Annotated in this window: 20 protein-coding genes; 11 read left to right on the top strand and 9 right to left on the bottom strand. The window is 68.5% G+C overall.

The window, feature by feature from the left end:
* Window positions 1-453 precede the first annotated feature (453 nt).
* The 3 genes from CRO12_RS11960 to CRO12_RS11950 all read left to right on the top strand — a co-directional run bounded on the left by CRO12_RS11960 (window position 454) and on the right by CRO12_RS11950 (window position 2,511).
* Window positions 454-1,221, top strand: coding sequence for a histidine phosphatase family protein (locus CRO12_RS11960; RefSeq protein WP_097064213.1), 768 nt, complete (start codon window positions 454-456; stop codon window positions 1,219-1,221).
* Window positions 1,218-2,081 (top strand): NAD(P)H-hydrate dehydratase, encoded by an 864-nt coding sequence (locus CRO12_RS11955; protein ID WP_097064212.1) that lies wholly within the window; start codon window positions 1,218-1,220, stop codon window positions 2,079-2,081. Before CRO12_RS11960 ends, CRO12_RS11955 begins: the two co-directional genes overlap by 4 nt.
* 97 nt (window positions 2,082-2,178) lie before the next feature.
* Window positions 2,179-2,511, top strand: a complete 333-nt coding sequence (locus tag CRO12_RS11950; RefSeq protein WP_179640999.1) for a hypothetical protein — start codon at window positions 2,179-2,181, stop codon at window positions 2,509-2,511.
* A gap of 4 nt (window positions 2,512-2,515) precedes the next feature.
* Here CRO12_RS11950 and CRO12_RS11945 read toward each other — a convergent pair whose 3' ends face one another.
* Complete coding sequence (locus CRO12_RS11945; protein ID WP_097064211.1) at window positions 2,516-2,800, bottom strand: hypothetical protein; 285 nt, start codon at window positions 2,798-2,800, stop codon at window positions 2,516-2,518.
* A 140-nt stretch (window positions 2,801-2,940) separates the two neighbouring features.
* Between CRO12_RS11945 and CRO12_RS11940 the strand changes: the two genes are divergently transcribed.
* Window positions 2,941-4,029, top strand: a complete 1,089-nt coding sequence (locus CRO12_RS11940; RefSeq protein WP_097064210.1) for an SPL family radical SAM protein — start codon at window positions 2,941-2,943, stop codon at window positions 4,027-4,029.
* 109 nt (window positions 4,030-4,138) lie between these two features.
* Here the strand turns inward: CRO12_RS11940 and CRO12_RS11935 are convergent, their stop codons facing one another.
* The 4 genes from CRO12_RS11935 to CRO12_RS11920 form a co-directional block, all read right to left on the bottom strand.
* Entirely contained in the window at window positions 4,139-4,411 is a 273-nt protein-coding gene (locus CRO12_RS11935) for a hypothetical protein (protein ID WP_097064209.1), read from the bottom strand.
* A 77-nt stretch (window positions 4,412-4,488) separates the two neighbouring features.
* The gene (locus CRO12_RS11930; RefSeq protein WP_097064208.1) at window positions 4,489-6,063 is read right to left on the bottom strand and encodes an efflux transporter outer membrane subunit; all 1,575 of its coding nucleotides are present in this window, start codon (window positions 6,061-6,063) and stop codon (window positions 4,489-4,491) included.
* A gap of 5 nt (window positions 6,064-6,068) precedes the next feature.
* The gene (locus CRO12_RS11925) at window positions 6,069-9,239 is read right to left on the bottom strand and encodes an efflux RND transporter permease subunit (RefSeq protein ID WP_097064207.1); all 3,171 of its coding nucleotides are present in this window, start codon (window positions 9,237-9,239) and stop codon (window positions 6,069-6,071) included.
* 6 nt (window positions 9,240-9,245) lie between these two features.
* Window positions 9,246-10,445, bottom strand: a complete 1,200-nt coding sequence (locus CRO12_RS11920; protein WP_097064206.1) for an efflux RND transporter periplasmic adaptor subunit — start codon at window positions 10,443-10,445, stop codon at window positions 9,246-9,248.
* Between the two features lie 100 nt (window positions 10,446-10,545).
* On the opposite strand from CRO12_RS11920, the gene CRO12_RS11915 reads away from it, so the two are divergent.
* The 3 genes from CRO12_RS11915 to CRO12_RS11905 are packed head-to-tail and all read left to right on the top strand — an operon-like array spanning window position 10,546 to window position 11,810.
* The gene (locus CRO12_RS11915) at window positions 10,546-11,178 is read left to right on the top strand and encodes a TetR/AcrR family transcriptional regulator (RefSeq protein WP_097064205.1); all 633 of its coding nucleotides are present in this window, start codon (window positions 10,546-10,548) and stop codon (window positions 11,176-11,178) included.
* Window positions 11,179-11,221: 43 nt separating this feature from the next.
* On the top strand, window positions 11,222-11,521 hold the full coding sequence (locus CRO12_RS11910; RefSeq protein ID WP_097064204.1) for a hypothetical protein: 300 nt from the start codon (window positions 11,222-11,224) through the stop codon (window positions 11,519-11,521).
* A complete protein-coding gene (locus tag CRO12_RS11905; protein ID WP_097064203.1) occupies window positions 11,514-11,810 on the top strand; it encodes a hypothetical protein in 297 nt (98 codons plus the stop codon). The genes CRO12_RS11910 and CRO12_RS11905 overlap by 8 nt, the downstream gene beginning before the upstream one ends.
* Before the next feature lie 2 nt (window positions 11,811-11,812).
* Here CRO12_RS11905 and CRO12_RS11900 read toward each other — a convergent pair whose 3' ends face one another.
* From CRO12_RS11900 to CRO12_RS11890, 3 genes are all read right to left on the bottom strand, one after another.
* Entirely contained in the window at window positions 11,813-12,664 is an 852-nt protein-coding gene (locus CRO12_RS11900; protein ID WP_097064202.1) for an MBL fold metallo-hydrolase, read from the bottom strand.
* 55 nt (window positions 12,665-12,719) lie between these two features.
* Complete coding sequence (locus CRO12_RS11895; RefSeq protein ID WP_097064201.1) at window positions 12,720-13,574, bottom strand: manganese catalase family protein; 855 nt, start codon at window positions 13,572-13,574, stop codon at window positions 12,720-12,722.
* A 151-nt stretch (window positions 13,575-13,725) separates the two neighbouring features.
* On the bottom strand, window positions 13,726-14,157 hold the full coding sequence (locus tag CRO12_RS11890; protein WP_245858458.1) for a DUF892 family protein: 432 nt from the start codon (window positions 14,155-14,157) through the stop codon (window positions 13,726-13,728).
* 263 nt (window positions 14,158-14,420) lie between these two features.
* Here CRO12_RS11890 and CRO12_RS11885 point away from each other — a divergent pair, with 263 nt between their 5' ends.
* The 4 genes from CRO12_RS11885 to dinB all read left to right on the top strand — a co-directional run bounded on the left by CRO12_RS11885 (window position 14,421) and on the right by dinB (window position 20,846).
* Entirely contained in the window at window positions 14,421-15,821 is a 1,401-nt protein-coding gene (locus CRO12_RS11885; protein WP_144033602.1) for a glycoside hydrolase 5 family protein, read from the top strand.
* 62 nt (window positions 15,822-15,883) lie between these two features.
* Window positions 15,884-19,051, top strand: a complete 3,168-nt coding sequence (locus tag CRO12_RS11880) for a TRCF domain-containing protein (RefSeq protein ID WP_179640997.1) — start codon at window positions 15,884-15,886, stop codon at window positions 19,049-19,051.
* Between the two features lie 168 nt (window positions 19,052-19,219).
* Complete coding sequence (locus CRO12_RS17780) at window positions 19,220-19,681, top strand: hypothetical protein (RefSeq protein ID WP_144033601.1); 462 nt, start codon at window positions 19,220-19,222, stop codon at window positions 19,679-19,681.
* A 91-nt stretch (window positions 19,682-19,772) separates the two neighbouring features.
* Window positions 19,773-20,846 carry a DNA polymerase IV gene (gene dinB / locus CRO12_RS11875; RefSeq protein ID WP_218838891.1) on the top strand — a complete coding sequence of 358 codons (1,074 nt, stop codon included), beginning with the start codon at window positions 19,773-19,775 and terminating at the stop codon, window positions 20,844-20,846.
* Window positions 20,847-20,849: 3 nt separating this feature from the next.
* Here the strand turns inward: dinB and CRO12_RS11870 are convergent, their stop codons facing one another.
* Window positions 20,850-21,245, bottom strand: a complete 396-nt coding sequence (locus CRO12_RS11870; protein ID WP_097064196.1) for a hypothetical protein — start codon at window positions 21,243-21,245, stop codon at window positions 20,850-20,852.
* Window positions 21,246-21,273: the final 28 nt, after the last annotated feature.

Here is a 21,273-nt window from a genome sequence, read left to right as displayed (position 1 = left end):
TAAATTTAACCAACAACCAGGCGCCTCGAAAACACCCAGTGCCGGCAAACCGCCGCCCACATGTCCCTTCATCAAATCAACAATGTCAAAGAGCGACCCGCTTCAAGCCCGTTGGCAAGAAGCATGGCCTCCACTAAAAGGCCACAGCGAACAGCGCCTTGGCTTACCGCCTCGGCCCTGTCGCCAGGTAAAGAGCAATCCCACAATCTCCGGCGAACCGGTCCGCATCTCAGCGAGTGGGCGACCAAGGAGCAATCGGCAGCGCCGCGTCCGTCGGTTCGCCCCAAATATGAGGGCGCTGTTGGATCGTCAAGCGATTTGTTCCAACTTTTTTGGCCTACCCGCGGAAAGGCTTCTCCTCGACGACGCGGAACTCGCTCCGGCGAACCCGGTTGTCGCCCGGCAGGGAGACACCATGAGCACTCATAATGACGTAGCGAGGCGGGTCGCCGCATGATCGGACAACGCTGGCCAGAACGCCTGTGGATCGTTCGCCACGGCGAAAGCGCCGGCAATGTCGCGCGCGAGGCGGCCGACGCGGCAGGTGCCGAGCGCATCGTGATCGCGGGGCGCGACGTCGATGTGCCGCTCTCCGCAACCGGCATCGAGCAGGCGACTGCGCTAGGCCGCTGGTTCGCGCAGAACGACGCCGCCGATCGACCTCAAGTGCTGCTCGCCTCCCCCTACCTGCGCGCGCAGGAGACGGCGCGCCTGTTCCGTGACGCGGGCGGCTGCCAGATCGCTGACGAGCCGATCTGCACGGACGAGCGACTGCGCGAGAAGGAGTTTGGAATCCTCGACGGTCTGACCACCACGGGCATCCTCGCCACCCATCCCGAGCAGGCCGAGTTCCGGCGCCTGCTGGGCAAATTCTACCATCGCCCGCCGGGAGGCGAGAGCTGGTGCGACGTCATCTTCCGGCTTCGCTCGCTGATGGACACCGTGGCGCTGCACCACGCGGGGCGCAGCGTCATGATCGTCGCGCACCAGGTGGTGGTGCTCTGCCTGCGCTATATTATCGAGGGTCTGAGCGAAGCCGAGATCCTGGGTATCGACAGAGAAGGCGACGTCGCGAACTGCTCCGTCACCAAGTACCGCTTCGATCCCGATGCGGGGCGTAGCGGCGGCCTCGCCCTGGTCCGCTACAACGCCGTCATGCCGATCATGGCGGAGGATGCGCCGGTCACGGCCGAACCTGACCGCAAGGGAGCGGCCGCGTGACGGAGATCGACGCCGGCTGGCGCGCCGCCAATCCGCTCCCCACGATCACCGGACAGGTAAGCAAGAACAGCCGGGGTCGTGTGCTGATCGTGGGCGGCGCGGCGAGTGTTCCCGGCGCCGTGCGGCTGACCGGCGAGGCGGCGCTGCGCGCCGGCGCGGGCAAGGTGAAAATTGCGACGATCGCCAGCGTCGCGCCGCTGATCGGTACGCTCTTCCCCGAAGCCGGGATCGTTGCCCTGCGGGAAGACGCGGGCGAGATCACGGGTGGCGACTGTCCGGCGCTCGACGCCGCGGCCAAGTCGAGCGACGCGGTGGTGCTCGGGGTCGGCATGGGCGATCAGGCGGCGGCAACGCAGATCGCCACGCGCCTGGCCGGCGCCGACGCGGCACTGGTGCTCGACGCCGCGGCGGCGGCGAACGCCGGGGCGGTGCCGCAGGAGAAGCTCAGCAGCTGCGACGGGCGGCTGGTGCTGACCCCGCACGAGGGCGAGATGGCAAGCCTCACCGGCAAGCCGATCGACGAGGTCCGCGCGCACGCCGCCGACATTGCGCAGGAGGTTGCGGCGCGGATGGGCGCCGTCGTCGCGCTCAAGGGCACCGAAACCCACGTGGCGGCACCCGACGGTGCCCTGCTCCACTACCCCGGCGGTGGTCCCGGCATGGCGACCGGCGGTTCGGGCGACGTACTCGCCGGGATCATCGGTGCACTGCTCTCCCGCGGAGCAACGCCGCTCGTGGCGACGGCATGGGGGGTATGGCTACACGGCGAGGCGGGGCGCGTGCTGGCGGGGTCGGTCGCGCCGCTCGGATTTTTGGCGCGCGAGCTGCTTCGCGAGATCCCTGTGCTGATGCCGCGGTGAGCAAGGCGGAACCGGCAGGCGTCTTCGGCGCTTGATCGACGCAACCCGACAGGAGAACGACATGGGCGAGAACCGACTGACGATCGACCCGACGAGCGTGTTCGACAACAGCGACGAGCGCCAGGTCGAGTTCAGCGGCGCCATCGACGGCGAGCCGCAGCGGTTCGCCGTCCGCTACAGCGTGCTGGAGGCACTGACCGGGACGCCGCCGAATGGCCAGGCGGTCGATGCCTTCACCGTCTCACAGCATGCGGTCACGCGCGCCGCCCTTTCCGCGCTGGTGCGCGATACGACGGGCGACCTGGTGGTCATCAGCGAAAATGACCTCGAGCAACTCGCCGCATCCGATGAGGGCCCTCATGCCGGGCCGCAGCGCGACGGCTTTCCGAAAAACGCGGCTGACGCCGACCTGTCGGCGCACCCGAGCTGACGCGTCAGCCGGACGCCCGGTTTCCCGATCCGTCGCGGGCAAGCTGGAGCATCAGCGTGATCATTTCGGGCGGAACATCGTCGCCCGGCGCATAGGCGTCGCCGAGCGCGTGCGCGACGCCGTCGACCTCGCGGAGCGGCAGCGACGGAGGCTGAGCGGCCGCAGCCGGCGGTGCCGTTGCGATCGGCGCGGCCGCATCCTGCTGAACGGTCGCGCCCGCCGCGGCATCGGCTGCCGCGCGACGGGTCGTGAGCCGGTCCACCATGCGGATAACGTGCCCGAACAGCACCTGCTCTCCTTCGCCACAAAGGTATGCCTGTTCAACGAACGTTCCGACTCGTGCGCCGTTCCCGCGAGAACGCCCGTTTTCCGGCATGCTAAATCGCTTGCCCGAAGCAACCGGCGCGGCCGAAGCGGGTTAAATCATCGATGACGCCATCCGCCGCCCGGCCTGGCACGGTCGAGCGGCCGTGGCGCCCCCGTCGCCTGCTCGTGACGCGGGCGGCGCGTGAGTGGGACCATGCGCGCGAGGTCATGCGCCGCGCGGCGCTACTGGGTAGCGAGATCGTCGAACTGCCGGGCGACCGCTTCTCCCTCGACCTGCCCGTCGAGCCGGCGCGCGCCTATGCCGCGGCCAAGCAGACCGTCGCGCTGGTGGTCGCGCCGCCGTCCAAGCGCCGATTGCAGCCGATCGCCCCCAGCGCCGACTGGCGGGTCGACCTGGCGGAGGGCTGTCCGGCGCACTGCGGCTACTGCTACCTGGCGGGGTCGCTGAAAGGGCCGCCGATCACGCGCGTGTACGCCAACCTGGAAGAGATACTGGCCGGCCTGCCCGCCTATCTGGGTCAGGGCAGCGTCACCTCACGCAGTCGTGCCCGTGCGCACGAGGGTACGACGTTTGAGGCATCATGCTACACCGACCCGCTCGCGCTCGAGCCGCTGACAGGAGCGCTTGCGGCGACGATCGCATGGTTCGGCCGGTGGAAAGCGCCGGTGCAGTTGCGCTTCACGACCAAGTTCGCGGGCGTCGAGCCGCTGCTCGCGCTCGATCACGGCGGCCGCACCCGGATGCGGGCGTCGGTCAATCCACGCGCCTTTGCCCGATTCGAGGGCGGGACCGCGCGCGTGGCGGACCGGCTGTCCGCGCTGCGGCAGATGGCGCTGGCGGGCTATCCGGTGGGCCTAACGATCGCGCCGATCATCGCTGCCGACGGCTGGCAGGAGGCGTACGGCACGCTCATCGACGATGCGGCCGCGGCGCTCGCCGATGTAGCGGCCGTGGACCTCACGATCGAGTTGATTACCCACCGCTTCACCGCTGGGTCGAAGGCGGTGCTGGAGAGCTGGTACCCGGGCTCGGCGCTCGACATGTCGGAGGCGGCGCGGACGACAAAGCGAACGAAGTTCGGGTCCGAGAAGCAGGTCTATGACGCCGCGACCATGGCCGAGCTGCGCCGCTTCTTCGAGCAGCGCATCGCCGAAAACCTGCCGCAGGCGCGGGTGCTGTACTGGACGTAGTAGCGACGCCGACACGCCGGATACTATCCGGGATCTCGTCCCCTACCAACGCCAACGCCAACGCCAACGCCAGCGCGACCCGGGCTCAAGGCCTGGGTCGAGAAGTCGCTCAGCTCGGAAGGCGGGCGTGCTTGCCGCCGTAGCGCTGGCCGATGTAGCTGGTGACGCGCTCCAGCTCCCTCGAGGCCGCACTCGCCGCCTCGGCGCAGCACGGCAGCGAGGCGTCCGCCTTGCCCGCCGCCCGCATGGCGACCTTGTGGGTCAGCTCCTCGATGTCGGCGCGGCTCAGGATGTTCTTCTCGCGCAGAAGGCACAGCAGGCTCTGCAGGATGATGAGGCTCTCGTCGCCCGGGTCGACGGACGAGGGGTGCACGGATGCCATCGCTCGCTCTCCTATTCTTATGGAGATCAAGCTACGCCTTTCGCGGGCGTTGGCAAGAGCCTGGATGAGGGGGCGGATCAGGGCGCCGGCGGCTCCGCCGGAACAGCGGGATCACGCTCCTGCAAGCCGCCGCCCAGCGAGCGGTAGAGCTCCACCAGATTGGTGTCGCGCGCCAGCCGGGTGGTCACCAGCTGTTGCTGCGCCGCGTATGAGGTGCGCTGGGCATCGAGCGCGTTGAGGAACGAATCGATCCCTGCGCGGTAGCGCGCATCGGACAGCCGCGCCGCGACCTGCGCGGACTGCGAGCGCGTCGTCTGCGCGCCGACCTGCCGCTCGATGGTCCCGCGCTGCGCGAGCGCATCGGCGACCTCGCGGAACGCGGTCTGGATCGCCCGGTCATAGGTGGCGATCGCGACTTCGCGGTTTGCCTCGGCCAGGCGGATGTTGCTGCCGATCCGCCCATTGTCGAAGATCGGCAGCGAGACGCCCGGCGCGACGCTGTAGGCATAGCTGCCGCCGGCGAAGAGGCCAGACAGCGCGGTGCTGATCGTGCCCAGCGTCGCGGTCAGCGAGATGGTCGGAAAGCGCGCCGCGCGCGCCGCGCCGATGTTCGCGTTCTCCGCGCGGAGCTGCCGCTCGGCCTGAAGCACGTCCGGGCGACGCAGCAGGATCTCGGATGAGAGACCCGCCGGCAGCGTCGGAATCGTCGCCCCGCCCTGCCCCAGCCCATTCGGGAGCGAGCTCTCCGCAACCGGTGCTCCGACCAGCAGATCCAGCGCGTTGCGATCCTGCGCGACGCGGGTCTCCAGCGCGGCGATGTCGTTCAGCGCCTGCTGATACTGGGTGTCGGCCTGGCGGAAGGCGAGCTCGGAGGCCACGCCGATCCGGAACTGCTCCTGCGTCAGCCGCCGGGTCTGCTCGAACGCGCCGAGCGTGTCCCGCGACAGGCGCAACTGGTCCTGGTCGGCGGCGAGCGTCAGCCACGCGGTCGCGATCTCGGCGATCAGGCTAATGCGGGTCGCGCGCTGCGCCTCCTCCGTCGCGAAATACTGCTCGAGCGCCGCGCGGCTGAGATTGCGCAAACGGCCAAACAGGTCGATCTCGAACGCCGAGACGCCGACCCCGACCTGGTAAATCTCTAGGTCGCTGGAGGTGGAGCCGATCCCGGGATTGGCGCCGGGCGTGCCCGTGCCAGGGTTGGTCCCCGTGCCGGTCCCGGGATTGGTGCCCGTGCCCGTACCCGGCGTGGTTCCGGTGCCGCCGCCGGTTCCGCCACCAGTCCCCGCCGCCTGCGCGCCGAAGGGATTGTTGGTAAAGGTGACGCCGGCGTTGGCGCCGACCGTCGGCAGCTGGTTCGCTCGCTGGATACGGTAGCGGGCGCGCGCCTGGAGCACGTTGCCGGCCGCGATCCGGAGGTTGCGGTTGTTCTCCAGCCCCTGCGCGATCACCGTCTGAAGCCGCGCGTCGGTGAAGAAGTCGCGCCAGCCGATCCGGCTGATGTCGACGTCGCCGGGCGCGAGTGCCGGGTAGACGCCGCCCTGCGGCAGGGTCGGCGGCACCGCGGCGGCGGGCCGCTCATAGTCGGGCGCCAGGTTGCACGCGGACAGCAGCGAGGCGCCCGCTAGCAGCAGGAAGGTCGAGGTACGAATCATCTGGGTCAGGCTCCCTGCGGCGCCGGGCGGCCGTGCGGCTCGTCGTCGACGGCCGGGTCGGCCTTGCCGCCCTGTCCGAACAGACGCAGCACGACCACGAAGAACATCGGCACGAAGAAGATCGCGAGCACCGTCGCCGACAGCATTCCGCCGACCACCGCGCGTCCGATCGCATTCTGTCCGCCGGCGCCCGCACCATCGGCAAAGGCGAGCGGCATGACGCCGAACACGAACGCAAGGCTGGTCATGAGGATTGGACGGAGCCGCAGCTTCGCCGCCTCAACCGCCGCTTCGAACGGCGACAGTCCGTCGCGCAGCTTCTCCTCGGCGAACTCCACGATCAGGATCGCGTTCTTCGCCGACACGCCGATCGTGGTGATTAGGCCGACCTGCAGATAGATGTCGTTGTTGAGCCCCGTCAGGGTGGCGGCGAGCACCGCTCCCAGGATGCCGAGCGGCACCACCAGCATGACCGAGATCGGCACCGACCAGCTCTCGTACAGCGCGGCGAGGCAGAGGAAGACGATCAGCAGCGACAACCCGTAGAGCAAAGGTGCCTGCCCGCCCGAGAGCTGCTCCTCGTAGCTGAGCCCGGTCCATTCCAGCCGGGTGCCGGGCGGCAGCTTCTGCTGGATCTCCTCCATCGCCCGCAGCGCGTCACCGGAAGAGACGCCCGGCGCCGGCTGGCCCAGGATCTCCATCGCCGGCTGCCCATTGTAGCGGGTCAGCTGCGTCGGCCCCTGCTTCCACGACAGCGTGGAGAAGGCGGTGTACGGCGTCATCTCGCCGCCCTCGCCGCGGACGTAGAGGCTGGAGATGTCCTCCGGCGCCATCCGGTACTGCTGGTCCGCCTGGACGTAGACCCGCTTCACGCGACCGCGGTCGATGAAGTCGTTGACGTAGGAGCCGCCCCAAGCGGTCGCGATCGTGCTGTTGACGGTGGCGAGGTCGAGCCCGAGCGCGCGCGCCTTGTCCTGGTCGACCTCCACGTTCAGCTGCGGCGCGTCGTCGAGCGCATTCGGGCGCACGCCGACCAGCGACGGGTTCTGGGATGCCATGCCGAGCATCATGTTGCGCGCGGCGAGCAGCCGCTCGTGACCCAGCCCGCCCTCGTCCACCAGCTGGAGGTCGAAGCCGGTCGCATTGCCGAGCTCCTGCACGGCAGGCGGGATGACCGCGAAGATCAGGCCGTCCTTGTACTGCGAGAACACGCCCATCGCGCGGCCGATCACTGCCTGCGCCTTGTTCTCGGCGCCGGGACGATCCTTCCACTCCTTCATGGGCATGAACGCGATGCCGCTGTTCTGGCCGACGCCCGCGAAGCTGAAGCCGTTGATCGTGTACACGCCCCGGATCGCCTGGCCGGCATCTTTCAGGAAGTGATCGCGGACCAGATCCAGCCCGACCTGGGTACGACCGGACGTCGCACCGGGCGGCCCCTGCACCAGCGCGATCATCACGCCCTGGTCCTCATCGGGCAGGAAGCCGGACGGCAGGCGGGTGAACAGCACCGCCAGCCCGGCGACGATCAGCGCGAAGACGATCAGCGAGCGGCCGGAGCGCCGCGCCGTCGCGCGGACGCCCCGTTCATACTTCTCCCGCCCGCGGTCGAAATTGTTGTTGAACCAGCGGAAGAAGCGCTTCAGCGGGCCATTGCCCTCCGTCTTGTTCGGATCGTGCGGCTTCAGGATGGCGGCGCAGAGCGCCGGCGTCAGGATCAGCGCGACCGCCACCGACAGCAGCATGGCCGACACGATGGTGATGGAGAACTGGCGGTAGATGACGCCCACCGACCCGCCGAAGAATGCCATCGGCAGGAACACCGCCGACAGCACCACGCCGATGCCGATCAGCGCGCCCGAGATCTCGTCCATCGACTTGCGGGCGGCTTCCTTGGGGCTGAGGTGCTCCGTCACGATCAGACGCTCGACGTTTTCGACCACCACGATCGCGTCGTCGACCAGCAGGCCGATCGCGAGCACCATGCCGAACAGCGTCAGCGTGTTGATCGAGTAGCCAAAGGCGGCGAGCACCGCGAACGTCCCGGTCAGCACCACCGGCACCGCGATCGTCGGGATGAGCGTCGCACGGAAGTTCTGGAGGAACAGGAACATGACGAGGAAGACGAGCACCACGGCCTCGACCAGCGTCTCGACCACCTGCTCGATCGACAGCCGCACGAACGGCGACGTGTCATACGGGTAGATCACCTTGACGTCAGGCGGGAACTGCTTGGCGATCTCGTTCACGCGCGTCTTCACGGCCTCTACCGTGTCGAGCGCGTTGGCACCCGGCGCCAGGCGAATCCCGATGCCGGAGGCGGGCTTGCCGTTCCACTGGGCGGTGAAGCCGTAGTTCTCCGCGCCGATCTCTACCCGGGCGACGTCGCGCAGGCGGACGATCGATCCGTCGGCGTTGCTCTTGAGGCGAATCTGCCCGAACTGCTCGGGCGACGAGAGCCGCGACGAGACGGACACGGTCGCGTTCAGCATCTGCTCGCGCGGCGCCGGCAGGGCGCCGATCTGGCCTGCCGACACCTGGGCGTTCTGCGCGCTGACCGCACTGGTCACGTCGGCGACGGTGAGCGCGAAGTTGCTGAGCTTCACCGGATCGAGCCAGATCCGCATGGCGTATTGCGAGCCGAAGATCTGGGTCTCGCCGACGCCCGTCACCCGCGATAACGGGTCGGAGATGCGCGACGCGACATAGTCCGCCAGGTCGTCGGCATCGTGCTCGCCGGTCTCGGAATACAGGCCGACGAACAGCAGGAAGTTGCGCGTCGCCTTGCCGACGACGATGCCCTGGCGCTGTACTTCCTGGGGCAAGAGCGGCGTCGCCGCCTGCAGCTTGTTCTGTACCTGGACCTGCGCGATGTCGGGGTCCGTCCCCTGCTCAAAGGTGAGCGTGATCGTCGCGGTGCCGGCCGAGGCCGAGGAGGACGAGAAGTAGCGGAGGTTGTCGATCCCCTTCAGCTGCTGCTCGATGATCTGGGTGGTGGTGTTCTCCAGAGTCTGCGCGTCGGCACCCGGATAGGTCGCGGTGATCGCGACCGAGGGCGGCGCGATGTCCGGGAACTGCGACACCGGCAGCGTCCGGATCGCGAGGATGCCGACCAGCATGACGCCGATCGCCAGCACCCATGCGAAAATGGGGCGCTCGATAAAGAAGCGGGACATGGGTGCTTACTTCGCTTGTGCCTGGGGCTGAGCCTGGCGGCCGCCCTGGGGCGGCGCAGCCGGACGCTGGCCAAAGGGAGAGGGGTTCACGACCATGCCCGGGCGCAGCATCATCGCGCCCTCCACGATCACCCGGTCGCCCGGGCGGAGCCCGCCGGTGACGATCCAGTCGGTGCCCTGGGTACGGTTGGTGGTAAGCATGCGCGGCTCGGCCTTGTTGCCCTGCCCGACGACAAGCACGGTCGGGCGGCCACGCTCGTCGCGGCTGACGGCGCGCTGCGGGACCAGCAAGGCGCGTCCCTGAACGCCCTCCACCAGCTCGGCACGCACGAACATGCCCGGCAGCAGCAGGCCTTGCTGGTTGGGCACGAGCGCGCGGATCGTCTGCGATCCGGTGGCCGGATCGACGGTCACGTCCGCGAAGCGAAGCGTCCCCTCCTGCGGGTAGGTGGAGCCGCTCTCCAGCTTGATCCGCACCCGTGCGCCGCCGCTGCGCGAGACGTTGCCCGCCAGCACCTGCTCACGCAGCTTCAAAAGGTCGGCCGAGGACTGCTGGATGTCGACATAGATGGGGTCGAGCCGCTGGATCGTGGTAAGCGGCTCGGTCTGCGCCGCCGTCACCAGCGCGCCGGTGGTGTACACCGACCGTCCGATCCGCCCCGTGATCGGCGCGCGGATGGTGGTGCGACCGAGATCAATCTGGGCGGAGCGGAGCGCAGCCTGCTGCGCGGCGACGTCCGCCCGCGCCTGGCTCGCGCCCGCGACCGCATTGTCATATTCCTGGCGCGAGATCGCGTTGATCCGGACGAGCTCGCCGTACCGCCGCGACAGCGCCGCCGTGGCGCCGATCTGCGACTGCGAACGCTGCAGCGCGGCGCGCGCGCTGGCGACCGCTGCCTGGTACGGGGCGGGATCGATCCGGTAGAGCGGCTGACCGGCGCGCACCACGTCGCCCTCGGTGAACAGGCGCGCGAGCACGATGCCGTTGACCTGCGGGCGCACGTCCGACGTCTCGAACGGCGCGGTGCGGCCCGGCAGCTCGGTGGTGAGAGTCACCGGCTGTTCACGCACGGTCACGTAGCCGACCGGAGTCGGCGGCGGCGCGCCGCCTGGCGGCCCCTTGCCCTGGCCTTCACCTTCGCCGCCACCGCCGCAGCTGGCGAGCACGAGGAGGAGCGCGATGGCGCCGTGACGCGTATTGACCATGAGCGATTCCGATGAGAGAACGTGTGAGTGAACGATCACTCACATTTGCTGCTACTGCGAAGATGGGTTGGGCGTCAACCCGGCGCAATGAGGATTTGAGATGACCTGGATGGACGCGTGCGTTGACGTACCGCTCAGCAAGGCGGAGATTCGGCGCGTCAAGTTGGTCGATGCGGCACGCAAGCTGTTCATCGCCAACGGCTTTCATGCGACCGGCATGGCGCAGATCGCCAAGGAATCCGGGATCGCGGTCGGGCAGATATACCGCGACTTCGCTTCCAAGGAAGATATTGTTGCCGCCCTGGTTGAGGCGGACTGCGCCCGCGTGCTCGAATTCGACGAACTCGATACCGCCATCGTCGCCGGCGACCGCGAGCGCGTACGCGCCTGGCTCCACGGCTTCATCGAGCCGGAGGACAGCCTGGAGGACGCCCGCCTGTTCGCCGAGATCGTCGCCGAATCGTCGCGCAACCACCGGATCGCCGCGATCTTCACCAACATGCTCGATGGCTTGCGGATGCGACTGAAGGGTTCGCTGGCGCTGCTCGCTCCGGGCGACAAGACTGCCGCCGAGCGGGAGCTGATGTCAGACACGTTGACTACCTTGTCGATCGGACTGCTCCACTATCGCCTGCTCCGGCCCGACCTGCAGGTGAAGCCGCTCATCTCGGCGCTCCACGACCTGATCGATCGGGAGGTGGATCGGCTCGCCGCCCTGACGGAACAGGGGTGACGCTCACGCGCTTTCTACCCTGGTTACACAGCGGAGGAGCGCCATGGACATCGCCCACACGACCCCGGTCGAGCGGATCGCCCGCGTGCTCGCAGGCAACGATCACAGCGCCAATGCCGCGGGTGTCGAGCGCTCGGCCTCGCCGGCGGTCGAGGAGACCTGGCAGGCGTACCGGCAGCAGGCGCTATCGGTGCTGAAGACGCTGCGCGAACCGTCGCAAGGCATGGCCGCGGTCGGCGATCCGGCGGTCTGGGAGCGGATGGTGCTTCAGGCGATCGCCGAGGCGGAGCAGGACTCGCGCGAACCGGTCGGCGCGGCCTATTCGGAGGCATTCAATGACTGACGACCGCGACATCAGCCCCGATCAGGGCAAGGCGCCTCCGTTCGCTCACCCCGAACCGAAGCTTGGCGCGGTCGGGACCGGCGGCGGCTACTCGGGCCAGGAGTATGACTCCACCGGTCAGGCAGAGTGGCGCGAGGGCGACAAACGACTGCGCGTCTCATCTGATGGTGAGGCGCATGGCACCGGCGCCCCGACCGAGGAAATTGATCCGGAGACCGCCGGCAGCGCCGAGAACGCCAACGCTGGAGCCAAGCCCGACCGCGGTCCGGAGCCGGAACAGCGCGGTTAGCCTTACAACGGCTGCCCCGCTTGGCACCGCTCCAATTCGACCGGGTCATGAGCGCAGGCGATGGTCACCTGCCCTGCCCGCCCAATTGAGAGTTCGCGCAGTCGCGCCTGATTGAGCAAGCGGCTGCGCGCGTCGACCTCCATCAGGCGCTGGTAGGCGCGGAGCCCAGGGGTGCAGCGCCGCCGAGCACCCCGCATCTCTTCGCGGTAGAAGTAGGCGTCACCGGCGTGCAGCAGCCAGCCCTCCCCGGTCTGCACCGCGACACCGGCATGACCCCAGGTGTGGCCCGGCAGCGGCACCAGCAGGATATCCGGCGGCAAACCGGTAAGATCGCGCACCGCGTCGAAGCCGAACCAGGGCTCGCCACGCGCGCCGTAACGCTGCCATTGCTGCACCCCGTCCGGCTGCCGCGGTCGCCAGCGATTGCGGGCCACGACGCTAGCGCGTGGGCCGGTCGCATCGTCATACTCGCGCGCCATCACGTGAACGGTGGCATCCGAAAAGTCCTCCAGCCCACCGGCGTGATCGAAGTCGAGGTGCGTGACCACGATGTGGCGGACATCCGCTGCCTTGAAGCCAAGCGCCTCGACCTGGCGCAATGCGGTTTCGGTCTCACGCAGGCGGATGTTGAGCATCAGCCGCCAGGGCAGCGTGATGCGCGGCGATGGCGGCCGGTGCGGGTGGTGCACGTCGGCGAGGCCGTAGCCGGTGTCGACCAGCACCAGTCCGTCCGCGTCGGTTTCGATCAGCAGGCAGTGGCAGACGATGCGTCCGAGCGGCCCGACGCTCCGCCCGTCGAACAATGCGCCGCCGAGCGGGCAGTCCGTGCCGCAGTTCAGGTGATGGATCTTCATGCGTCACCCGCTTGATTGAAGCGGGACCGGCACCGGCGCCGGTCCCGCCAGTCGCTCAGCCGATCTGCTGCGCCTGCGCGCCGCTGTCGGGCCGTGCGGCACCGAGAACCGGTTCCGGCCCTAGCGGCTCGTTGCGGAACACGGTGAACTCGCCCTTTCCATCCGGCGTCGGGCCTGTCGTCCAGCGTCCCTCCGGATAGCTGCCGTCAACGGAGGTGACGTAGAAGTTATAGTTGTTGGCCTGGTCCTCCATCTCCTGCGGAAAGCTGTTGGGGATGGGCAGGTTGCCGGCTTCCGCGCCAAGCTCCTCGATCACCGCCAGCCACTGCTGCTGGTGCATGGTGTCGCGCGCGATCATGTAGTGGAGCATCTTCTTCATGCCGTCGTCCGCCGCGGCGTTGAAGAGACGAACGGCGAGCACGCGACCCGTGCTCTCGGCCGCGACGTTGCAGTACATATCCGCCGCGACGTTGCCGCTGGCATAGATGTGGCTCATGTTGAACGGCACGCCGTCCGAGTCCATCGGCATCGCCGCAAGCCCGCCCGAGAGCAGGTTCTTGTGGATCAGTCCCTCGATCTCGGCCTTCGCGCTGCCGCCGCCCATCACCGCACCGACGATGCCGTCCGCGGCACCATCCTCCTGCAGTGACGCGGGCGCGGTCTCCAGGTTCAGCGCGACGGCTGTCGCCAGCATCTCGATATGGCCGATCTCCTCCGTCGCGGTGTTGAGCAGCATGTCGCGGTACTTGGTGGTCGGCGCGCGATTGCCCCAAGCCTGGAAGAAATACTGCATGCAGACACGGATCTCGCCTTCCACACCGCCGATCGCCTGCTGGAGCATGCGCGCGAATCGCGGATCCGGCTTCTCGACCGTCACGGGGTACTGGAGTCGCTTGTCGTGATAGTACATCTTGCCGTCTCCGATGATGTCGGGCGCCCTGCCCAGCCCATCAACGGATCAGCGACTTGATGTTTTCAGCTCTAATTAGTTATCCTGATGTAAGTTACGCACTTTAGCTGCGATCTGGGGAGCGCGGCTCCCCCGATACACTTAGATCAAGTTAATGACTGGCCGTCTCACCGGCACTCCGCCGCTCTAGATACTGCAGCGTCAGCTTGGAATTATTCTCGTCGACCCACGCGGCCATGCGCTGCTCCTCGCCGAGCGACTGCTGCAACAGCGCGACCGCGTTCGTGAACGAACCGGCGTCGGCCATCGTGATCAGCGACTTGTAGGCCGCCGCCTCGAAAATCTCGAACGCAAAGTTGGCGAAGCTGTTCTTCAGGATCTCGTCGGGCGCAAAGGTGTGCGCGATCGCGGCGAGATTGCCGGAGATGGTGAGCCCGGCGTCCTTCAGCAGCGAGCGGCTCTCGCCGAAGCCGTCGAGGATCTCCTCCAGCCGAACGAGCTGCTGCTCGGTCTCGCCGCGGTGCTGCTGGAGACTGGCGGCGACGTCCGGATAGTTGGCGAGGTGATCGAGCTGGCGGTCGATCAGCGCGAGCGCCTGGTTCTCGACGCCGTGCGCGTCCTTCAGCCCGGCGATAAAGGTCGATCACACCTGATCAGGGGGTAAGCATCGGCATGGATCGGGTCTCCTTGGGCGGTCTGGCCGGCGGTCCGCCGACGTTACGATGAGCCCGGTCAATGGGTCGCCGCTCCGGCCGTTCCGCCGAAAAATGCTGAAGCTGACGTGCGTTAGGAAGAAAGAGGCGGTGGTGCGTGGCGCGGATCAGCGGCGCCGGGCAAGAGAGCGCGATGGAGCCACGCGCCCTCCCCTGGATCACCGTCGCCCCTGACGCGCCCTACTTCGTCACGGAAGATGGGGAGCCCTGGACGCCGATCGGCCAGAACGACGCGATCACCTGGCCCGAGCTCGCGCCGCTGTTCCACCGCCGCGACGTTGCGGCGGTCGAGCGGCACCTCCGCTGGCTCGCCGACCATGGCGTCACCTGCCTGCGGCTGATGCTGGAATATGCGCAGGTCCGCCACCGCTACTTCGATCGTCCGGCGGGCAGGCCCGTGCCGGCGATGGTGCAGCTATGGGATGATCTGTTCGACCTGTGCGGGCGCGTCGGCCTGCGCATACTGCTGACCCCGGTGGACACCTTCTGGACCTGGTTCCACTGGCGCCACCATCCGTGGAACAGCGCCAACGGCGGACCGCTCGCCCATCCCTCGCGATTGCTGCTCTGCCCGGCGACGCGGACGCTCAGCAAGGACCGGCTGAGCTTCGCCGCCCGGCGCTGGGGCGGGTCGGGCGCCCTGTTCGCCTGGGACCTGTGGAACGAGATCCACTACGGCCAGGCGGAGGACAGCGCAGACTGCTTTCCCGAGTTCATCGCCGACCTGTCGCAGCACGTCCGCACGCTGGAGCTGGAGCTCTACGGCCGCGCCCACCCACAGACGGTGTCGCTGTTCGGACCGGAGCTGGTTCAGCGCCCAGACATGCCGATGCGCGATCCCATCTACCGCCACCCCGATCTCGATTTCGCCTCCATCCACATCTACGCGACCGGCACGATCGACGCGCCGCGCGACACGGTGACGCCGGCGCTCGCCATGCGCCGGATCGTGCGCGAGAGCCTGGCCGAGATCCGGGACGACCGCCCGTTTCTGGACACGGAGCACGGCCCGATCCACAGCTTCAAGGACCATCGCCGGACGCTGCCGGAGCCGTTCGACGACGAATACTTCCGACATCTAAGCTGGGCGCATCTGGCGAGCGGCGGTGTTGGCGGCGGAATGCGCTGGCCGAACCGGCACCCGCACGTCCTAACCGCGGGCATGCGACAGGCGCAGCGCGCGATGACCGGCTTCCTGCCGCTGATCGATTGGCCACGCTTCCGGCGACGGACGATCGACGCGCGCGCCCGCGGCTTTCACGGCTTCGCCTGCGCGGACGATCGGCAGGCGCTCGTCTGGCTGCTGCGCCGCGGCAGGCGGCTGAGCGACGGCCGCGTCGACCAGGCGATCGTCACGGATCGCACAGACGTGTCGCTTCCGATGCCGACGGGTCGCTACCGGATCACGCCGTGGGACACGATCACCGGTCGCGCGGCACCGGCGTCGGACGCTGAGGCGACGAACGGCGCGCTGCGCTTTCGCACGACCGAGATCGCGGGCGACCGCGCCTTCGCGATCCACCGACTCCCTTGAACGGCGGAACGGCGGCCGCACCCGACCGTTCGGCGATGCTCACCTCGAAAGCTCCCTCCACCATGCCCAGTGCCGCCAAGACTCCCCCGCCCACCGTGCTGGGAGTCGGCGAACTCGCGATCGCACTCGCCGAGCAGCTCGACGGGGGCGACATCCTCGCCGCCGTCGCCGACGAGGCGCGGGCGATTGCAGTCGCAGCGGCGCTCGCGGCCGCGACGCCGGACGCGACGGTGCTCTTCTGCCCACCTAGCGATGCTCTCCCGGGCGAGGCCACGCCCGCCTCCCCCGCCAACATCGGCCAGCGCGTCTCCGCGCTGCGCGCGCTGCGTCACGCACGGGGCGAAGAGACGCGCGGTCCGATCGCATGCGTCACCACCGGGGAGGCGCTCGCCCGCGCCTATCCGCCGCCCGAAGACTTCGATGCGGAGCCTCCGATCGTCCGCACCGGCGCACCGATCGACCTCGAAGCACTCTACGGCGAGCTGCTCGACATCGGCTATCTCGCCGACGAGCGTGTCGACGAACCCGGCGAGGTTGCGCTGCGCGGTCAGGTCATCGACATCTTTCCCGCCGACGCGGACTTTCCGCTCCGGATCGAGGCAGCGGACGGCAAGGTCGCCAGCCTGCGTACCTTTGACCCCGGCGACCAGCGATCGATCGACACGATCGAGATGCGCGAACTCGGTCGCGTGGCGGAGCCGGCCTTGAGCGAGACGCGGACGACCCTGCTTACCCACGCCGAGGGCGCTCGGCTCTACATCGAGCCGCGCGCCGAGGAGCGCCGCCGCCGCTTCCTCGCGCTTTGTGCCGAGATCGATCGCCGCCGGCCCGGCCGCGCCGCCCGCGACGTCGTCGACGAGAAAGGCTGGCAGGCGGCTGTCGCCGAGCATCCGGAACTGTCGATCACTCGTCAGGGCGATGAGCCGCCCCGGTTCGTCGAGCACAAGGCGCCACTCCGCGCACTGGCGAAGGAGGCGCGCGCGGTCTGGGCCGACGGCGGGCGCGTGGTCCTGCTCGGCAGCACTCGCGACCTGCGCTTCCTGACGCCGCGCGTGACTCGCGCGCTCAAGGTCGAGGCAACCGCGATCGGCAGCTGGGCAGCAGTGTCGTCGGCACAGCCGGGCGCGCTGCTGACGCTCGCCGTGCCGATCGAGCGCGGCTTCCGCCGCGACCACGTGCTCGCCGTTGCCGCCGCCGATCTGCTCGGCAGCCGCGCGCAGCGGGAAAGCGGACCGAGTGCAGCAGCCGATACCGCGCTGTTCGACTTCGGCGAGGTGCGGGTCGGGGATGTCGTGGTGCATGAGGATCACGGACTTGGGCTGGTCGCGGGGCTGGAGCGATTGTCGGGCGAGCTTGAACAGGGCGGCGACGCGATTAAACTGCGCTACGCTGGCGACGATGTGCGGCTGACCCCCGTTGGGGAGGCAGACCGGATCTGGCGCTACGGCGCGGATGCGGACGCGGTGACGCTCGACAAGCTCGACGGCAGCAGCTGGCAGAAGCGCCGCGGTGAGATCGACGCCGCGATCGCGGAGAGCGCGCGGCAGCTGACCGCGCTCGCTGCCGAACGCGCAACCCGCGACGCCCCGGTGCTCGATCCCGACGTCGCCGCCTATGAGCGGTTCGCGGCCGGGTTCCCCTTCACCGAGACAGCAGACCAGGCGCGCGCGATCGAAGCGGTGCGCGCAGATCTCGCGTCGGGCAGGCCGATGGATCGGCTGGTGGTCGGCGACGTCGGCTTCGGCAAGACGGAGGTTGCACTCCGCGCGGCGGCGATCGCCGCGCTTGCCGGGCACCAAGTCGCGGTCGCCGCCCCCACCACCGTCCTCGCCCGCCAGCACCTGGAGAGTTTCTCCCATCGCTTCGAGGGCTCGGACGTCGTCGTCGCCGGGCTGTCGCGGCTGTCAAGCGCGGCGGAAAAGAAGCGGGTGAAGGCGGGGCTCGCCGACGGCACGATCCACATCGTCGTGGGCACCGGCGCGGTCGCCGGCAAGGGCATCGCCTATGATCGGCTCGCGCTGGTCGTCATCGACGAGGAGCAGCGCTTCGGCGCGGCCGACAAGGCGAAGTTGCGCGCGTTGTCGGCCGGGCACGTGCTCGCCATGTCGGCGACGCCGATCCCGCGGACGCTGCAGAGCGCGCTGGTCGGCCTGCAGCAGCTCTCCGTCATCGCGACGCCGCCGGCGCGGCGTCAGCCGATTCGGACCACGGTCGGCGCCTTCTCCGCCGATACGCTCCGCGCCGCGCTGCTGCGCGAGAAGAGCCGCGGCGGGCAGAGCTTCGTTGTCGTGCCGCGGATCGAGGACATGATTCCCTTGAGCGAGCAACTCGCCAAACTGGTGCCCGAGCTGGAGGTGCTTACCGCGCACGGAAAGCTGCCGCCGGCCGAGATCGATGAGGCGATGGTCCGCTTCGGACGGGGCGACGGCGACGTGCTGCTCGCCACCAACATTATCGAGGCCGGGCTCGACGTGCCGCGCGCGAACACGATGGTGATCGTCCGCGCCGACCGCTTCGGCCTGTCGCAACTGCACCAGCTGCGCGGGCGCGTCGGCCGCGGCAGCCGGCGGGGCCAGGTGCTGCTGTTCACGCAGGCCGATCACGAGATTGCGCCGCAGACCCTAAAGCGCCTCCGTACGCTGGAGGCGTTCGACCGGCTGGGCGCAGGCTTCGCGATCAGCGCGCGCGATCTCGACATGCGCGGGGCCGGCGACCTGCTCGGCGAGACCCAGGCCGGTCACATGAAGCTGATCGGCGTCGACCTCTATCAGCAGCTGCTGGAGGGCGCACTGCGTCGCGCACGCGGCGAGGAGGTCGACCGCTGGACGCCCGAGATCGCGCTCGGTGTCGACGCCCGCCTGCCGGACAGCTGGATTCCGGACGAGGAACTGCGCGTCACCATCTACGCGCGGCTAGCACGGCTGACGGAGGCGCGGCACATCGACGCGCTGGAGGCGGAGCTCGAGGATCGCTTCGGCGCGCTGCCGGCGGAGGCGCACGCGTTGCTGGCCCTGTTCCGTCTTCGCGGTGCCGCGCGCGAGCTCGGCATTGCTCGGATCGTCGCTGGGCCCGCGGCGATCGCCCTTGAGCCGAGGCGCGGCGCCTTGATCGACGCGGCGGGAGCGGGTCTCGAGGAGAAGAACGGCCGGCTGCTCTTGCGCGAGCAGATCGAAGAGCCGGCCGAGCGACTCGGACGTGTTGCCGCGCTGCTGGAGGAGCTGACCTCCTAACTCACCCGAGTTGGAAGGCTGGCTGCCTGACGTGCTCCTCCGTACCGCTGACGCACGTTCCGCAGGCCGCATCAGATGACGCCGGAGTTTCCACAGCGCCGGATAACAGTCGGGACCTGCGTCGAATGGTTGTTCACGCTCGCTTTCATCACGGGGTACAGAAGCGCCATGACCGCGATATCCGCTCTCCTTCTCGCCGCGATTGTCGCTACGACACCCGCCAGCGATTCAAAGCCTTTTGCGGCATGCCGGACTGCTGCGGACGCAGTCCACAAGGAGGGCTGCACTTGGCGAAGCGGCAGCTTGTTCGCGGTAAACGGTTGGTACTCGACGCGTATCGCGTTTCGTGATGGCCGCCCCGGCGCATACGTAATCTACCAGCCGGGTGCGCCAGAACCATCCGAGTTTATCCCGATGCAGGCGCGAGCGGTTCCGCTGCACATCGGTGACATGTCCGCGATTGATGGCGACTATCTCGTCTGCCCGTTGGCACCGCGTCCTGATCCTACCGACCCGACAGAAAACCTGGAAACGGCCTGCCTGGCGGGCGCTAAGCATCTGCGTGCCGGCACCGTCGCTTGGGCTTTCTCCGAAGCGTCGGGCGCAGGGCGGGTGCGTCGATCGCGCTAGCAGATGCATGTACCGGTAAGGTCATAATCGGGCTCTCATTCCTAACGGCTTCATCGTTCCCCTTCCGTTCACGGTATGCTATATCCCGGTGATGGATGCGCCGGTTCGCAAGATCATCCATGTCGATATGGACGCGTTCTTCGCGTCGGTGGAGCAGCGCGACGATCCGGCGCTGCGCGGCCTTCCCGTCGCGGTCGGATCGGCATCGCCACGCGGCGTGGTCGCGGCCGCCAGCTACGAGGCGCGGCGCTTCGGCGTACGCTCAGCCCTGCCCTCGGTCACCGCGCTTCGCCGCTGTCCAGACCTGGTGTTCGTCCGCCCGCGCTTCGAGGTGTACAAGGCGGTGTCGCAGCAGGTGCACGCGATCTTTGCCGAGTTCACCGACCTCATACAGCCGCTCTCGCTCGACGAGGCCTATCTGGACGTGACCGACGACAGGCAGGGGCTCGGCACCGCCTGGCTGACGGCCAAGGCGATCCGCGCGCGCATCCTGGCGGAAACCGGGCTGACCGCGTCTGCGGGCGTGTCGTACAACAAATTCCTGGCGAAGCTCGCCTCCGACCACCGAAAGCCCAACGGTCAGTTTGCGGTCACCCCCGACATGGCCGCGGACTGGATTGAGACGCTCCCGGTTGCGCGCTTCCACGGTGTCGGGCCGGTGACCGCGCGCAAGATGGAGGCGCTGGGGATCAGGACCGGCGGTGACCTACGCGCCTGCCCGCTTCCTTTCCTCCAGCGGCATTTCGGCAGCGCGGCCGACTGGTACCACGCGATCGCGCGCGGGGAGGATTACCGTCCGGTCAACCCGCACCGCGTGCGGAAGTCTTCCGGCTCCGAGACCACGTTTCGCGAGAACCTGGTCGACGACGCCGCGATCGAGGCCGGGGTCCGGAGCATGGCCGACGACGTCTGGCGCTGGTGCGCGCGGGCGCAGTCGTTCGGCCGAACGGTGACGGTGAAGGTTAAATACGCCGACTTCCAGCAGGTGACCCGCAGCCGAACCTACGCCGATCCGGTCGCGAGCGAGGCGGCGCTCCAGGCGGCGGCGCGCGACCTCGTGCGCACGGTGCTGCCGACGATCAAGGGGGTGCGCCTGGTCGGGGTCACCGTCTCCAGCTTCCCCGAGCGCGCGGAGGAGAGCGCCCTTCCCCTGTTTGCCGCCTGATCCTTACTGCGTCTTCGGCTTGGTGTAGGGCACGAACTTGTCCAGGATCACGAAACCGCGCGGGAAGCGCGCGTTGCGGTCGATCAGCTGGACGTTGTCGATGCTGCACAGCCGCGTTCCCCAGATCCGCGTCAGGAGGATGTCGTCGTCGCGCAGGCTCTCGGCGCCAGCGCGGGGTGTGTTGACGTAGAGCTTGCTTCCGACCCGGTAGACGATGGCCTTGCCGTCGATGATCGTGCTGGTCGCGTTCCAGGTCGGATCGATGCAGTTGACCGGTTCACCGGCCACACGCCCGGCGAGCAGCTTGGCAAGTTCCTGATCGGGCGTGTCGCGCGCAACGGCGACGACGGGCAGCGCCACCAGCGCGGCGGCACTCAGCAGTGACGGGATGATCTTCATGGCAATATTCCTACCAGACAGCGGCTGA

The organism is Sphingomonas guangdongensis, from assembly GCF_900199185.1.
Classification (GTDB): Bacteria; Pseudomonadota; Alphaproteobacteria; order Sphingomonadales; family Sphingomonadaceae; genus Sphingomonas; species Sphingomonas guangdongensis.
Note: the sequence above shows the minus strand (reverse complement) of the source record. Positions and strands in the feature narration are given on the sequence as shown.